The organism is Streptomyces sp. NPDC060031 (genome assembly GCF_042736805.1).
Taxonomy (GTDB): domain Bacteria; phylum Actinomycetota; class Actinomycetes; order Streptomycetales; family Streptomycetaceae; genus Streptomyces.
This window is the reverse complement of the sequence record NZ_JBHWVM010000040.1, coordinates 24,886-40,328: the sequence shown is the minus strand read 5'-3', so window position 1 is coordinate 40,328 and position 15,443 is coordinate 24,886. Positions and strand designations below refer to the sequence as shown.

General features: G+C 73.6%; 12 protein-coding genes. 6 read left to right on the top strand and 6 right to left on the bottom strand.

The features are described 5' to 3' along the window. Window positions 1-196 precede the first annotated feature (196 nt). A complete protein-coding gene (locus ACFWB8_RS19490) occupies window positions 197-970 on the top strand; it encodes a protein phosphatase 2C domain-containing protein (protein ID WP_385228121.1) in 774 nt (257 codons plus the stop codon). Between the two features lie 38 nt (window positions 971-1,008). Here the strand turns inward: ACFWB8_RS19490 and ACFWB8_RS19485 are convergent, their stop codons facing one another. The 3 genes from ACFWB8_RS19485 to ACFWB8_RS19475 all read right to left on the bottom strand — a co-directional run bounded on the left by ACFWB8_RS19485 (window position 1,009) and on the right by ACFWB8_RS19475 (window position 4,706). After that, window positions 1,009-1,449, bottom strand: coding sequence for a MarR family winged helix-turn-helix transcriptional regulator (locus ACFWB8_RS19485; RefSeq protein ID WP_385228118.1), 441 nt, complete (start codon window positions 1,447-1,449; stop codon window positions 1,009-1,011). Window positions 1,450-1,609: 160 nt separating this feature from the next. Beyond that, window positions 1,610-4,006 (bottom strand): endopeptidase La, encoded by a 2,397-nt coding sequence (gene lon / locus ACFWB8_RS19480; protein ID WP_385228115.1) that lies wholly within the window; start codon window positions 4,004-4,006, stop codon window positions 1,610-1,612. A 286-nt stretch (window positions 4,007-4,292) separates the two neighbouring features. Then, window positions 4,293-4,706, bottom strand: coding sequence for an HIT family protein (locus ACFWB8_RS19475; protein ID WP_385228112.1), 414 nt, complete (start codon window positions 4,704-4,706; stop codon window positions 4,293-4,295). Between the two features lie 191 nt (window positions 4,707-4,897). On the opposite strand from ACFWB8_RS19475, the gene ACFWB8_RS19470 reads away from it, so the two are divergent. After that, window positions 4,898-5,278: a VOC family protein gene (locus tag ACFWB8_RS19470; protein WP_385228109.1), complete on the top strand. Its 381-nt coding sequence runs from the start codon at window positions 4,898-4,900 to the stop codon at window positions 5,276-5,278. On the opposite strand, the gene ACFWB8_RS19465 is transcribed toward ACFWB8_RS19470, so the two are convergent. The 3 genes from ACFWB8_RS19465 to ACFWB8_RS19455 all read right to left on the bottom strand — a co-directional run bounded on the left by ACFWB8_RS19465 (window position 5,275) and on the right by ACFWB8_RS19455 (window position 8,506). After that, window positions 5,275-6,048, bottom strand: a complete 774-nt coding sequence (locus ACFWB8_RS19465; protein ID WP_385228106.1) for a DUF4097 domain-containing protein — start codon at window positions 6,046-6,048, stop codon at window positions 5,275-5,277. The two genes, ACFWB8_RS19470 and ACFWB8_RS19465, sit on opposite strands and share 4 nt — an antisense overlap. A gap of 65 nt (window positions 6,049-6,113) precedes the next feature. Beyond that, window positions 6,114-7,085, bottom strand: coding sequence for a sulfurtransferase (locus ACFWB8_RS19460; RefSeq protein ID WP_385228103.1), 972 nt, complete (start codon window positions 7,083-7,085; stop codon window positions 6,114-6,116). 128 nt (window positions 7,086-7,213) lie between these two features. Then, the gene (locus ACFWB8_RS19455; RefSeq protein WP_385228100.1) at window positions 7,214-8,506 is read right to left on the bottom strand and encodes a hypothetical protein; all 1,293 of its coding nucleotides are present in this window, start codon (window positions 8,504-8,506) and stop codon (window positions 7,214-7,216) included. 164 nt (window positions 8,507-8,670) lie between these two features. On the opposite strand from ACFWB8_RS19455, the gene ACFWB8_RS19450 reads away from it, so the two are divergent. From ACFWB8_RS19450 to ACFWB8_RS19435, 4 genes are all read left to right on the top strand, one after another. Next, window positions 8,671-9,231: a hypothetical protein gene (locus ACFWB8_RS19450; protein ID WP_385228097.1), complete on the top strand. Its 561-nt coding sequence runs from the start codon at window positions 8,671-8,673 to the stop codon at window positions 9,229-9,231. 241 nt (window positions 9,232-9,472) lie between these two features. Further along, window positions 9,473-10,213, top strand: a complete 741-nt coding sequence (locus ACFWB8_RS19445) for a response regulator transcription factor (RefSeq protein ID WP_214944275.1) — start codon at window positions 9,473-9,475, stop codon at window positions 10,211-10,213. After that, on the top strand, window positions 10,210-11,292 hold the full coding sequence (locus ACFWB8_RS19440; protein ID WP_385228094.1) for an ATP-binding protein: 1,083 nt from the start codon (window positions 10,210-10,212) through the stop codon (window positions 11,290-11,292). The genes ACFWB8_RS19445 and ACFWB8_RS19440 overlap by 4 nt, the downstream gene beginning before the upstream one ends. Before the next feature lie 258 nt (window positions 11,293-11,550). Further along, complete coding sequence (locus ACFWB8_RS19435; protein WP_385228091.1) at window positions 11,551-15,426, top strand: multifunctional oxoglutarate decarboxylase/oxoglutarate dehydrogenase thiamine pyrophosphate-binding subunit/dihydrolipoyllysine-residue succinyltransferase subunit; 3,876 nt, start codon at window positions 11,551-11,553, stop codon at window positions 15,424-15,426. The last annotated feature ends 17 nt before the right edge of the window (window positions 15,427-15,443 follow it).

Sequence of the window (15,443 nt, the reverse complement as noted above, 5' to 3'; positions counted from 1 at the left end):
TCGGCGAGCGGGCGTCAGAGCGCGGCCGTGGACGGGTGGTTGAAAGATCGATGCGGCTTTTGGCAGTATGCCCGCCCACATCCGGGTGGCCCCGCGGTCTCGCTGCGGCCCCACGCGCCCCACCCGTCTCCGGAATTGGTACGGACTTTTCGCGGGCGGAGCCGCGCCGGCAGGGCCCGCCGGGCAGAATGTCCGTATGCGCATCGACCTGGCCTCGGCCCCCGGCAGCCCGGAACGCCCCAATGAGGACTGGCTGTCGGCCGCGATACCCGCGTCGGGCGGCGGCGTACTCGTCGCCCTGGACGGGGTCACCCCGCCGCGCGGGGAGGTGGGGTGCGCGCACGGAGTGCCCTGGTTCGCGACCCGGCTCGGCGGCCGATTGACCGAACTGTCCGGATCGCGGCGGGACATGCCGCTGAGCCGGATCCTGGCGGAGGCCATCGGCGCCACCGCCGAGGCCCACCGCGACACCTGTGACCTTTCTCACGTGCGCACCCCGCAGGCGACGGTGGTCGTGGTGCGCTGGGACGAGGACTGGGTCGAGCACCTGGTGCTCTCGGACTCCGTCCTGCTCCTCCAGGCGCCCGGCGGCGAGGTGACGGCGGTGCTCGACGACCGGCTGGACCGGATCCCGCGCGAGGCGCTGCGCACGGTGGCCGGGGCGGACGCACTGCGCAACGCCGAGGGCGGCTTCTTCACCGCGGCCGCGGACCCGGCGGTGGCCGCGCGGGCGGTCACCGGGCGCACCCCGCGGGCGGACGTGCGGGCGCTGGCGGCGCTCACGGACGGGGCCAGCCGGTGGACGGACACGTTCGGGGAGGGCGACTGGACCGAGTGCCTGGCCGTGCTCCGCAAGGAGGGCGCGCAGAGCCTGATCGGCCGGGTCCGGGCACTGGAGTCGGACCCGGCCCGGCCGCAGGCGCGCGGCAAGCGGCACGACGACGCGTCGGCGGTGTACGCGGAGCTGTAGGCGGGGCGGCAGGCCGGGCGCGGAGCGGCAGGCGGCGGCTACTCGGCCCCCGCGTTCAACTGGTTCAGCAGCCGGGCCAGTTCGGCGACCTCGCCCCGGTCCCAGTCGGCGAGCTTGCGCATGTACTGCTCGCGCCGCGCGCCCCGTACCCGCAGGAACCGCTCGCGGCCCTCGTCGGTGAGTCCGACCAGGAACGCCCGGCCGTCCGCGGGGTCCGGCTCGCGGGCCACCAGGCCCAGCAGCTCCAGGGCGCGCAGCTGGCGGCTCATGGTGGCCTTGCCGACCCCGAAGTAGGCGGCGAGTTCGGTGGCGCGCTGGCGGCCCGCGGCCTCCAGGCGCGTGAGGAGCCCGTACGCGGCCGGCTCCAGCTCGGGGTGCAGGGCGCGAGCCATCTCCCCGGAGGAGGCCCGGGCGCGCCGGAGGAAGACGGACAGCTCCCGCTCCAGGGCTAGGAACTCCTGGTCTTCGCTCCCGTGCACGTCCTGCTCCTTCGGTGGGGTGCGGCGCTCCGGCCGCGTCGGCCCCCAGTATTTCGCAGCGGGCACACCGAGGGCCCGGGGCCCCGCCGTGGGGGTCCCCGGGCCCCTGCGGCGCAGGTCGGGCGAAGGGCGGGCGGAGGCCGGGCGGCGGGGGCCGCGGTCAGGCCGCCGTGGTGAAGGACACCTCCCGCTGGGCGAGCGCGAGCTCCAGGACCTGGCGTACATCCGTCACCGGGTGCACCTCCAGCCCCTCCAGCACCTCGGCCGGGACATCATCCAGGTCGGCCTCGTTGCGCTTCGGGATGATGACGGTGGTCAGTCCGGCCCGGTGCGCGGCGAGCAGCTTCTGCTTCACGCCGCCGATCGGCAGGACCCGGCCGGTGAGCGAGACCTCGCCGGTCATGGCCACGTCCGTACGGACCTGCCGCCCGGACAGCAGCGAGGCAAGCGCCGTCGTCATGGTGATGCCCGCGCTCGGGCCGTCCTTGGGCACCGCGCCCGCCGGGAAGTGGATGTGCACGCCCCGGTCCTTCAGGTCGGCCACCGGGAGCTCCAGCTCCGCGCCGTGCGAGCGCAGGAAGCTGAGCGCGATCTGCGCCGACTCCTTCATGACGTCGCCGAGCTGTCCGGTCAGCGTGAGCCCGGCGGCGCCGGTCTCGGGGTCCGCCAGCGAGGCCTCGACGAAGAGCACGTCGCCGCCCGCCCCTGTCACCGCGAGGCCGGTGGCCACGCCGGGCACCGCGGTGCGCCGCTCGGCCGGGTCCTGCGCGGACTCCGGCACGTGGTGCGGCCGCCCGATCAGCGCCCTCAGATCGCCCGCGCCGATGCTCAGCGGCAGCTCCCGCTCGCCCAGCTCGTGCTGCGAGGCCACCTTGCGCAGCAGCCGCGCGATGGAGCGCTCCAGGGTGCGCACGCCCGCCTCGCGGGTGTACTCGCCCGCCAGCTTCCGCAGCGCCTCCTCCTGCAGGACGACCTCCTCCACGCCCAGCCCGGCGCGCTCCAGTTGACGCGGCAGCAGGTGGTCGCGGGCGATGACGACCTTCTCGTCCTCGGTGTACCCGTCGAGCCGGACCAGCTCCATGCGGTCGGCGAGCGCCTCCGGAATGGCTTCCAGCACGTTGGCGGTGGCCAGGAACACCACGTCGCTCAGGTCGAGCTCGACCTCCAGGTAGTGGTCGCGGAAGGTGTGGTTCTGCGCCGGGTCCAGGACCTCCAGCAGGGCCGCGGCCGGGTCTCCCCGGAAGTCGGACCCCACCTTGTCGATCTCGTCGAGCAGCACCACCGGGTTCATCGACCCGGCTTCCTTGATGGCGCGGACGATCCGCCCCGGCAGGGCGCCGACGTACGTCCGGCGGTGGCCGCGGACCTCGGCCTCGTCGCGTACGCCGCCCAGGGCCACCCGTACGAACTTGCGCCCCATCGCGTGCGCCACGGACTCCCCGAGGGAGGTCTTGCCCACCCCGGGCGGTCCGACGAGGGCCAGCACGGCCCCGCCGCGGCGGCCGCCGACGACGCCCATGCCGCGCTCGCCGCGCCGCTTGCGCACGGCGAGGTACTCGGTGATCCGGTCCTTCACGTCGCTCAGCCCGGCGTGCTCGGCGTCGAGCACCGCGCGGGCTCCGCGGATGTCGTACGCGTCCTCGGTCCGCTCGTTCCAGGGCAGTTCGAGCACGGTGTCGAGCCAGGTGCGGATCCAGGACCCCTCGGGCGACTGGTCGCTGGCGCGCTCCAGCTTCTCCACTTCCTTGAGCGCGGCCTCCCGTACCTTCTCGGGCAGGTCGGCGGCTTCCACCCGGGTCCGGTAGTCGTCGGACTCCTCGCCGTCCTTCTCCCCGTTCAGCTCGCGCAGTTCCTTGCGGACGGCCTCCAGCTGGCGCCTGAGCAGGAACTCCCGCTGCTGCTTGTCCACGCCGTCCTGTACGTCCTTGGCGATGGACTCGGCGACGTCCTGCTCGGCGAGGTGGTCGCTGAGCGCCTTGACGGCGAGCCCCAGCCGCGCGACGGGGTCGGCGGTCTCCAGGAGTTCGACCTTCTGGGCCACGCTCAGGAACGGCGAGTACCCGGAGTTGTCGGCCAGGGCCGACACCCCTTCGATCTGCTGGACCCGGTCCACGACCTGCCAGGCCCCGCGCTTCTTGAGCCAGCTGGTGGCGAGCGCCTTGTACTCCTTGACGAGCTCGGTGACGGCCCCCGGCAGCGGGTCCGGGAGGGTCTCCTCCACGGTCTCGCCCTCGACCCAGAGCGCGGCCCCGGGCCCGGTGGTCCCGGCCCCGATGCGGACCCGGCCCCGGCCCCTGATCAGCGCGCCCGGATCCCCGTCGGAGAGCCGGCCCACCTGCTCGACGGTCCCCAGCACACCGGTGCCGGCGTACTTGCCCTCGACCCGCGGCACGAGCAGCACCCGGGGCTTTCCGCTCCCGACGGCGGCCTGGGCGGCCTCGACGGCCCCGCGCACCTCGGCGTCGGACAGATCCAGCGGAACGACCATCCCAGGCAGCACGACCTCGTCGTCGAGCGGCAGCACGGGCAAAGTGAGCGTTACGGACGTCGAACCCATGATCTTCCCTCCGGCAGTCAAGTTGAGCTATGCCGACTCAATGCACGTGCGCCCGCCATTGTTCCCCAACCCCCGTTCGCCCCCGGCGAACGCCGGTTCCGGGGTTGCGGCAGGCGCACCGGGCCGGTGTGCCCGCCGCGCCTCAGCCGAAGGCCGTCCTCGCGAGGGATGAAGGCGGCGCAGCCGTCGTGCTCGAAGCGGGCCCGTCCGTCGAAGGCCGAGGCCGGGTGCGTGCAGGCGCCCCGGTCCCGGCCGAGTTCGCCGCCCGTCCACGGTGCGGCGGGCATCAGCCCGCTCCGGTCAGCGCGGCGGCGAGGCGGGCGACGGGGTCGCCGGTGGCGGGGTGGGCGGAGCGACGGGCGGGCCAGGTGGAGAAGCCGTCGTCCGCCCAGCGGGGCACCACGTGGAAGTGGAGGTGGGGCACCGACTGTTCGGAGCCGGGCCCGTTGGCGCTGAGGATGTCCACGCCGCCGGCACCCAGCGCGCCGCGCATCGCACCCGCGAGGCGCTGCACGAGGCCCATGGTGTCGGCCAGGGTTCGCGGGGGCGTATCGAAGACGTCGGCGTAGTGCGCGGTCGGCACCACCAGGGTGTGCCCGGGCGCGAGCGGGTCCAGCGGCGCGAACGCGCAGGCCACGGGCCCGCGGTGCACCCAGCGGGCCGCGCCGTCCCGGATCAGGCGGCAGAAGGTGCAGTCCATGCGGCCGACCTTGCCGGGGCCGCGGCGCGGGCGCGCTCGGATTTCGCGGCCGGTGGCAGCGCGACCGGTGAGGGGCTCGCAACGCCTCGCAATGCCTCGCAACGCCTCAGCCGTCGGCAGGCGGCAGGCGGCCGGTGCGGGTCGCCCAATGCGCTGGACAGGGGTCGCGGGACTCACCGATAGTGCGCCGCATGGCTTCTCTCGTACGACACCTCACCTTCGACTGCTCCGACGCCTACCGCTTGGGGCAGTTCTGGGCCGCCGTCCTGGACGGCTCGCTCGGCGACGACGACTTTCCCGGGGACCCCGAGGCACTGGTCACGGCGCCCGGCTCCACCCTGCTGTTCGTGACCGTGCCCGACGCGAAGACGGCGAAGAACCGGCTGCACGTGGACCTGCAGCCCCAGGACCGGTCGCGCGACGAGGAGGTCGAGCGGGTCCTGGCGCTGGGCGCCACCCTCGTCGGCGATCACCGCAAGCCCGACGGGACCGGCTGGGTGACCCTGGCCGACCCCGAGGGCAACGAGTTCTGCGTCGAGCGGAGCGCCGCCGAGCGCGGCTCGGCGGGCTAGCCCGCCGCCGAGATGCGGAGGTCGCCCGAGGTGGTCTTCGCCGAGAGGCGGGAGGCGGCCGCCGGGGTGCTGGGGAGGGCGACTTCGCGGTCTCCGGAGGTGGTGGAGACCGCGATCTCGTACGGGGCCGCGGGGACCTTGAGCGTGACGTCACCCGAACCGGTTTCGGCCGTCACCGACTTCGGGGCCGCGGTGAAGTCCAGGCGGGCATCGCCCGAGTCGGAGTGCACCTGCGCGCTCGGGCCGGACAGGCCGGCGGCGGTGATCCGGCCCGAGGAGGTACGGACCTTCAGCGGGCCGGTGATGCGCTCGGCCGTGACCGGGCCGGAGTCCGACGACAGGTCGGCCGAGGCCACGCCGGTCACCGTGATGCGGCCGCTGCTGTTGTCGAGCCGGACCGCGGCGGAGGCCGGGACCTCCAGGCGGTAGTCGATGTAACAGCTGCCGGAGCAGCCGTTGGTGAAGGTCAGCACGCCGCCGGAGACCCGCTGCCCCGGAGCCGGGGCGGTGTCGCCCCGGTAGTGGACGGTACGGCGGACCGTGACGCCCGGGCCGCTGCCCGGGGTGACCTCGATGGACCCGGCCCGGGCATCGGTGACCTCGACCGCGGTCACGCTCTCGCCGATGGTGGCGCCGGCCTCCGTGGTCTTCTTCGGGCCGCCGTCCGTGAACGAGCAGCCGGCCACGGCCAGGAGGAGTCCGGCTCCGAGGGCGGCGATCGCCGTACGGGCGGGGCGGGGTGACGCGGTGAGGGCGGCGAGTGAGGACATGCCCCCGATCCTGGGCGCCGGACCGCCCCCGGCCGATGGGGGCGGTACCCGGGTACGGGGTGGGGCTAACCCCCCGTGGCCACCGGCAGGTCGGACGGCATGCCCCACTCGCTCCAGGAGCCGTCGTACACGGCGAGGTGCGCGCGCCCGCGGCCGTGGCCGTGGCCGTCTTCGTGCCCGGGCCCGTACCCGGCGAGGGTCGCGCCGAGGGCGAGGACGCAGGCGGTCACCCCAGAGCCGCAGCTGAACAGCAGCCGGTCGCGCTCGCCGACCCCGCCGACCAGCGGTTCGAAGGCCGCGCGCAGTTCCGCGGGCGGCCGCATCAGGCCCCCGTCGCCCTGGAGTTCCCCGAAGGGGAGGTTGACCGCGCCGGGCATGTGGCCGCCGCGCAGGCCCGGCCGGGGCTCGGGGGCGGTGCCGGCGAAACGCTCCCGGGTGCGGGCGTCCAGTACGGCGGCGGCCGGGTCCGCCAGGGCCGCCACCACGGCGGCGCTGTCCACCAGCAGGCCGGCGCGCGGCCGGGCGGTGAAGGAGCCGCGCGGGCCCTCGTACGCCGGGCCGTGGGCCTCGGCCTCCCGCCCTGCGGCGAGCCAGGCGGGCAGTCCGCCGTCGAGGACGGCGACCCGGTCGAAGCCCATGGCGCGCAGCATCCACCAGGCGCGGGCGCTGGAGTAGACCCCGGCGCCGTCGTAGACGACCACGGTGTCGGTGTCGTCGAGGCCGAGCCCGCGCATCGCCCCGGCGAACTCGGCGGCGCCGGGCATGGCGTGCGGCGCGGGCGCGTCGTGGTCGGACAGCACCCCGTCGAGGTCGAAGGGCCGAGCCCCGGGGATCCGCCGGTCCGCGCCCCGGTGGGCCCCGACGGAGGCATCGAACACGACGAGCCCGGCCGCCCCGAGCCGCCCCGCCAGCCAGTCGACCCCGACCAACGGCCCGGGCAGCGGCCCGGGCGTGGACCCCGCGATCGGGCCGGGCGGCAGGGTCGCGGGCGCGTCCGGGGCGGGGTCTCGGGGCTCGGCGTTCTCGTGCGCGGGCATGGGCACCTCCGGGGCTCGGCGGCCGCGCCGGTGGGCGGCGGCGGGACGCCTCATCCTCCTGTGCGGCTCCCCCGGCCGCGCAACCGCCCCGGCCCCGTCCCCGGCCCCGGCCCCGGCCCCGGCAGGGCTCACGGGCAGCCGTCCGGCCGGGCGAACACCGCCACCCGGGCGCCCCGCACCTCGGTCACCGAGCACAGGTCGAAGGACGAGACCAGGGTCTGGCGTTTGACCGCCTCCCCCGGGTAGCCGTCCACCGGCTGCCCGGCCGGGTCCAGCAGGGCCACCACCCGGTCCGCCTCCAGCAGCGCCGCCCGGATCTCCGGCGCCGGCCGCTCCGTGCCCTGGAGGCTGCGCGAGGCCGCCGGGGAGCGCTCCAGCGCCACGTCGCGCAGGGACCCGTACACCCGCGGCGAGGACAGCAGCCACTCGCGCCGCCGCGACGGCAGGAACAGCACCGCGTCCCCCGGCCGGGCCCGCTCCCGGACGGCCGCCGCCACCGCGAGCACGTCGTCCTTGCGGCTCTCGGGGGTGCGCAGCCACGCCGACCACCAGCCGAACGGCACCAGCAGCGCCGCCACCAGCAGCCACGGCAGCGGGCCGCGCGCCGCCCCGAGCCGGGCCCCGGCCAGCAGGGCGAGCCCGGCCAGCGCGTAGAGCACGTACCGGTCGACGTACCAGGGGTGCACCAGCGAGACCGCCAGCAGCAGCCCGGGCGGCAGCAGCGCCAGCGGCAGGGCGATGCGCACGAGTTCCCGCGGGGCCGACGCCCCCCGCGCGAGCAGCAGCGCGGCCACCGCGGCCAGCCCGTACGCCGCCCAGTCCTGCCAGCCGGGGCGCCCGAGCCACCCCAGCTGCTGCTGCGCCTGCCGGGCGCTGACCAGGGCCAGCGGCAGCAGCCCGGCCGCGACCGCCCCGGCGCTCCAGCGCCAGCCGCGCGAGCGCCAGGCGGCGAAGCCGTGCGCGGGCAGGGCCAGTACGGCGAACTCGTGCAGCCAGCAGCCGAGCAGCAGCACACCGGCGTACGCCACCCAGCGCTCGCGCAGCATCAGGTACGTCGCCCAGACCACGGCCGCCGCGACGAGGGCGTACGAGCGGCCCTCCTGGGCGTACATCTGCACCGGCGGCGCCACGGCGTAGGCGAGGCCCGCGATCAGCCCGGCCCGCTCCCCCGCCAGCCGGTGCCCGACGGCGGCCACGCCGGCCGCGGCAAGGGCGGTGGCGGCGACGGAGGGCAGCCGCAGCGCCCACAGCCCGCCGCCGGGCAGGCCGCCAGGGAGTCCGGCCGTGTCCCACACCGCGAAGACCCCGTGCAGGAGCAGGTAGTACAGGCCGTGGACGGCGTCGACCTGCCCGAGCAGTTCCCAGAGGCCGCCCAGCGGCCGGTGCGCCGCCTGCCAGGTGACTGATTCGTCACGCCACATGCTGCCGCCGCGCGCCAGACCCCACAGGCCCAGGGCGAGGGCGGCGAGCGGCGGCAGCCAGCGCCAGGGGGCGATGCGGCTGATGTCGGCCTCCGGGTGCTTTCCGTGCGGGTGGTGCGGACTCCATACTCGTGGTTCGGTCCGGCTTCCTGCGGGGGTGGGGTGTGCGAGCGTTTCGAGCGGCCGCGGTGACGGCGGTGCTGCCGGTGGTCCTGGCGCTCGGCGGATGCTCCTCGCAGGGGGCGGACAAGACCGCCCCGGGCGAGGTCACCGCGCACCTGACACCCGGCCGGAGCCCGGGCGAGAACCAGGGCCGGAGCCCGAGCGGCAGCCCGGGCCGGACGCCGGCGCCGGGCGCGAGCCCCGCCCCCCGGGCGCCCGACGCCGACGAGACGCTCGTCCGGGTCACGCGCAGCGGCGGCTTCGCCGGGCGGAGCCTCAGCCTGGTCGTCAAGGGCGACGGCTCGTTCCTGCGGCTCGACGCGCAGGCGAAGCAGACCGGCACCGGCACGCTGTCGGCGGCCGCCCTGGAGCAGCTGCGCGGCGCGCTCCGGGAGGCGGACTTCGCGCACCTGCCCCGGGTCGTCTCCACGGGCGGGACGGTGTTCGACGGGTACGCGTACGCCATCGCGCACGACGGCCGCGAGGTGGCCGCCGACCAGGGGTCGCTGCCACCGGGCCTGGAGAAGGTCATCACGGCGCTGCCCCCCTTCGAGGGGGAGTAGTGCTGTCACCGGAAAAGGTTCACCGTGAACCCGGCCCTCCCCCGTGTCACGGGCTGAAGATTTGATTCCACTTTCTTCGCGGCCCTTGACGGCCCGGCATGTGCCGGGTGCCCGTCCCCCGGCGGGAAGGGCGCCCGCGTCCTCACGCTCCGCGATCGCCCCTGTCCGAACCACGCATAGCCGCAGGCCGGTGCCTCCTCTACGCTGCACCCTTATCACGCGGGATCTTCAGGGGCGGGACATGGAACAGACACACACCACCCACAACGGCGCCGCGGCAACCCCCGGCGCCCAGCGGCGCGTGCTCGTGGTCGAGGACGACCGCACCATCGCCGACGCCATCTCGGCCCGGCTACGGGCCGAGGGCTTCCAGGTGCAGACGGCGTACGACGGGCCGGCCGCGGTGGCGGCCGCCGAGAGCTGGCTGCCCGAGCTGCTGGTCCTCGACGTCATGCTGCCCGGCTTCGACGGGCTGGAGGTCTGCCGCCGGGTCCAGGCACAGCGGCCCGTCCCCGTGCTGATGCTCACCGCCCGGGACGACGAGACCGACATGCTGGTCGGCCTCGGGGTCGGGGCGGACGACTACATGACGAAGCCGTTCTCCATGCGCGAGCTGGCCGCACGGGTCCACGTACTGCTGCGGCGGGTGGAGCGGGCCACGCTCGCCGCGCACGCCCCGCGCGGGGCCACGCTGCGGCTGGGGGACCTGGAGATCGACCACGCGCAGCGCCGGGTCCGGGTGCAGACCGAGGACGTGCACCTGACGCCGACCGAGTTCGACCTGCTGGTGTGCCTGGCGGGGACCCCGCGGGCGGTGCTCTCGCGGGAGCAGCTGCTGGCGGAGGTGTGGGACTGGGCCGACGCGTCGGGGACCCGTACCGTCGACAGCCACATCAAGGCGCTGCGCCGGAAGATCGGCGCGGAGCGGATCCGTACGGTCCACGGCGTCGGGTACGCCCTGGAGACCCCGGCGCAGGCGTGAGCGCGGGGCGCCCGCACGGCGGGGGACTGCGGCCGTTCTCGCCGTTCTCGATCAAGACCAAGCTGGGCACGCTCGTCGTGGTCTCGGTCTTCATCACCACGGGTCTGCTGATGGTGGCGGTGCGCACCGACACCGAGTTCCGCTTCATCACGGTGTTCTCGGTGATCGCCTCGATGCTGATCACGCAGTTCGTCGCGCACGGCCTGACCGCGCCGCTGGACGACATGACCACCGTGGCCCGTGCGATATCCCACGGCGACTACACGCGCCGGGTGCGCGGCGCCGGGCGCCGCGACGAACTGGGCGACCTGGCCTCGACCATCAATCTGATGGCGGACGACCTGGAGGCGGTGGACCGGCACCGCAAGGAACTCGTCGCCAACGTCTCGCACGAGCTGCGCACGCCGATCGCGGCGCTGCGGGCGGTGCTGGAGAACGTGGTGGACGGGGTCTCGGACCCCGATCCGGAGACCATGCGGACGGCGCTGAAGCAGACCGAGCGCCTCGGCCGGCTCGTGGAGACCCTGCTGGACCTGTCCCGGGTGGACAACGGGGTGGTGCCGCTGCGGGCCCGCCGCTTCGAGGTGTGGCCCTACCTGTCGGGGGTGCTCAAGGAGTCCGGGCTGGCGGCCGCCGGGCGGCCGGGGCTGTCCACGGGCTCGGGCGGGCACACCCGCAACGACGTGCACCTGCACCTGGACGTCTTCCCGTCCGACCTGTCGGCCTACGCGGACGCCGAGCGGCTGCACCAGGTCGTGGCCAACCTGATCGACAACGCGCTCAAGCACAGCCCCCCGCACGGCCGGGTCACCGTACGGGCGCGGGCCGGCGACGCGCCCGGGAGCCTGGCCCTTGAGGTCCTGGACGAAGGTCCCGGGATCCCGGAGGCGGAGCGCCACCGGGTCTTCGAGCGGTTCAACCGCGGCAGCGCCCGCGGCGGCGACGGGGGCACCGGACTGGGGCTGGCCATCGCCCGCTGGGCCGTCGGACTGCACGGGGGGCACATCGGAGTGGCCGAATCGTCACGGGGATGCCGCATCCTCGTCACGCTTCCGGGCAGCTCACAGGTGCTGGGTTGACGTAGGGTTCGAGTGGGAAGGACATGATCTCGGCCACACGTCCCGAGGTCCGTCAGGGGTGCGAAGCCACGGGGGCCGCAACCACGGTGGCTCCTGCCCGAACCACGCTTGTTTCCCGCCATTCCAGGCAGTGAAACCCGCCGTTCGATGTGACCTGCACGACGGAAGTCCCGCCCGGTCTGCATCCGACCGTCCGGGAGGCGTAGCCTTTATTCCCGCTGTCCATACCTTGTGAAGCGGAAGAGGGCGGTTGCCGCCGTGTCGCCACAGTCCCCCAGTAACTCGAGCACCACGACCGAAGCAGCAGAGGGCGGGAAGAACCCTGCCTCAGGCTTCGGCGCGAATGAGTGGCTCGTCGACGAGATCTATCAGCAGTACCTCCAGGACCCGAATTCGGTCGACCGGGCCTGGTGGGACTTCTTCGCCGACTACAAGCCGGGTGGCGCTGCCGCTCCGGTGAAGGCCGATCAGTCCGTACCCTCCGCGACGACGACGGAGGGCGCCTCCGCACAGGCCGCCAGCTCTGCCGCCGCCTCGGCCCCGCAGGCCTCCGACGCCGCCGCCACGGGGGCGGCCGACGCCGGACCGTCCTCTGCGCCCGCGCCCACGCCTGTGTCAGCTCCTGCCCCTGCTCCTGCCACCCCCTCTGGTGCCCCTGCTGTGACTGTCACCTCCCAGGCCCCGGCCGCCGCACCGGCCGCCGCCGCTCCCGCTCCGTCTCCCGTAGCCCCCAAGCAGGCCGCGCCCGCCGCCGAGGCCCCCGCGGGCCCCGAGCTGGTGACGCTCCGCGGCCCGGCGGCTGCCGTCGTCAAGAACATGAACGCCTCGCTGGAGGTGCCGACGGCCACGTCCGTGCGCGCCGTGCCGGTGAAGCTGCTCTTCGACAACCGCATCGTCATCAACAACCACCTGAAGCGCGCCCGGGGCGGGAAGATCTCCTTCACCCACCTCATCGGCTACGCGATGGTGCAGGCGATCAAGGCCATGCCGTCGATGAACTACTCCTTCGCGGAGAAGGACGGCAAGCCGACCCTGGTCAAGCCGGAGCACATCAACTTCGGCCTCGCGATCGACCTGGTGAAGCCCAACGGCGACCGCCAGCTCGTCGTCGCCGGCATCAAGAAGGCCGAGACCCTCAACTTCTTCGAGTTCTGGCAGGCCTACGAGGACATCGTCCGCCGGGCCCGCGTCGGCAAGCTGACGATGGACGACTTCACCGGCGTCACCGTCTCGCTGACCAACCCCGGCGGCCTGGGCACCGTGCACTCCGTGCCCCGCCTGATGCCCGGACAGTCGGTCATCATGGGCGTCGGCTCGATGGACTACCCGGCCGAGTTCCAGGGCACCTCCCAGGACACCCTGAACAAGCTGGGCATCTCCAAGGTCATGACCCTGACCTCGACCTACGACCACCGGGTCATCCAGGGCGCGGCCTCCGGCGAGTTCCTGCGCATCGTCGCGAACATGCTGCTCGGCGAGAGCGGCTTCTACGACGACGTCTTCGAGGCGCTGCGCATCCCGTACGAGCCGGTCCGCTGGCTCCGGGACATCGACGCCTCGCACGACGACGACGTCACGAAGGCCGCCCGCGTCTTCGAGCTGATCCACTCCTACCGGGTCCGCGGCCACGTCATGGCCGACACCGACCCGCTGGAGTACAAGCAGCGCAAGCACCCCGACCTCGACATCACCGAGCACGGCCTCACCCTGTGGGACCTGGAGCGCGAGTTCGCGGTCGGCGGCTTCTCCGGCAAGTCGATGATGAAGCTCCGCGACATCCTCGGCGTGCTGCGCGACTCGTACTGCCGCACCACCGGCGTCGAGTTCATGCACATCCAGGACCCGAAGCAGCGCCGCTGGATCCAGGACCGCATCGAGCGCCCGCACACCAAGCCGGAGCGCGAGGAGCAGCTGCGCATCCTGCGCCGCCTGAACGCGGCGGAGGCCTTCGAGACCTTCCTGCAGACGAAGTACGTCGGCCAGAAGCGCTTCTCCCTGGAGGGCGGCGAGTCCGTCATCCCGCTGCTCGACGCCGTCATCGACTCGGCCGCCGAGGCCCGCCTCGAAGAGGTCGCGATCGGCATGGCCCACCGCGGCCGCCTGAACGTGCTGGCGAACATCGTCGGCAAGTCGTACGCGCAGATCTTCCGCGAGTTCGAGGGCAACCTCGACCCGAAGTCCATGCACGGCTCCGGCGACGTCAAGTACCACCTGGGCGCCAACGGCACCTTCACGGGCCTGGACGGCGAGCAGATCAAGGTCTCGCTCGTCGCGAACCCCTCGCACCTGGAGGCGGTGGACCCGGTCCTGGAGGGCGTGGTCCGCGCCAAGCAGGACATCATCAACAAGGGCGGCACGGACTTCACCGTCCTGCCCGTCGCCCTGCACGGCGACGCGGCCTTCGCCGGCCAGGGTGTGGTCGCCGAGACGCTGAACATGTCGCAGCTGCGCGGCTACCGCACCGGCGGCACCGTCCACGTCGTGATCAACAACCAGGTCGGCTTCACCGCCGCCCCGGAGTCCTCGCGTTCCTCGATGTACGCGACCGACGTGGCCCGCATGATCGAGGCGCCGATCTTCCACGTGAACGGCGACGACCCGGAGGCCGTGGTCCGCATCGCGCGGCTCGCCTTCGAGTTCCGCCAGGCGTTCAACAAGGACGTGGTCATCGACCTCATCTGCTACCGCCGCCGCGGGCACAACGAGTCCGACAACCCGGCCTTCACGCAGCCGCTGATGTACGACCTGATCGACAAGAAGCGCTCGGTGCGCAAGCTGTACACCGAGTCCCTCATCGGTCGCGGCGACATCACGCTGGAAGAGGCCGAGCAGGCGCTCCAGGACTTCCAGGGCCAGCTGGAGAAGGTCTTCGCGGAGGTCCGCGAGGCCGCCACGCAGCCCGCCGTCGCCGCCCCGGCCCCGGTCACGCAGGCCGACTTCCCGGTCGCCGTGGACACCGCGGTCTCCCCGGAGGTCGTCAAGCGGATCGCCGAGTCCCAGGTCAACATCCCCGACGGGGTCACCGTCCACCCGCGTCTGCTGCCGCAGCTGCAGCGCCGCGCGGCGATGATCGACGAGGGCACCATCGACTGGGGCATGGGCGAGACCCTCGCCTTCGGCTCGCTGCTGATGGAGGGCACCCCGGTCCGGCTGTCCGGCCAGGACTCCCGCCGCGGCACCTTCGGCCAGCGCCACGCGGTCCTCATCGACCGGGAGACCGGCGAGGACTACACCCCGCTGCTGTACCTGTCGGACGACCAGGCCCGGTACAACGTCTACGACTCGCTGCTCTCCGAGTACGCGGCCATGGGCTTCGAGTACGGCTACTCGCTGGCCCGCCCGGAGTCGCTGGTCCTCTGGGAGGCCCAGTTCGGTGACTTCGTCAACGGCGCGCAGACCGTCGTCGACGAGTTCATCTCCTCGGCCGAGCAGAAGTGGGGCCAGACCTCCGGCGTCACGCTGCTGCTGCCGCACGGCTACGAGGGCCAGGGCCCGGACCACTCGTCCGCGCGCCCCGAGCGCTTCCTCCAGATGTGCGCGCAGGACAACATGACGGTCGCGATGCCGACCCTGCCGTCGAACTACTTCCACCTGCTGCGCTGGCAGGTCCACAACCCGCACCACAAGCCGCTCATCGTCTTCACCCCGAAGTCGATGCTGCGTCTGAAGGCTGCGGCGTCGAAGGCGGAGGAGTTCACGAGCGGTTCGTTCCGTCCGGTCATCGGCGACGCCACCGTGGACGCGAACGCGGTCCGCAAGGTCGTCTTCTGCGCCGGCAAGGTCTACTACGACCTGGAGGCCGAGCGGGAGAAGCGCGGCATCACGGACACGGCGATCATCCGCATCGAGCGGCTGTACCCGCTTGCGGGTGCGGAGCTCCAGGCGGAGATCGCCAAGTTCCCGAACGCGGCGAAGTACATCTGGGCGCAGGAGGAGCCGGCGAACCAGGGTGCGTGGCCGTTCATCGCGCTGAACCTGATCGACCACCTCGACCTGGCGGTCGGTGCGGACGTCCCGGCGGGCGAGCGCCTGCGGCGCATCTCGCGGCCGCACGGCTCTTCGCCGGCGGTGGGCTCCGCGAAGCGCCACCAGGCGGAGCAGCAGCTCCTGCTGAACGAGGTCTTCGAAGCCTGAGCTTCGTAACCCCCGGA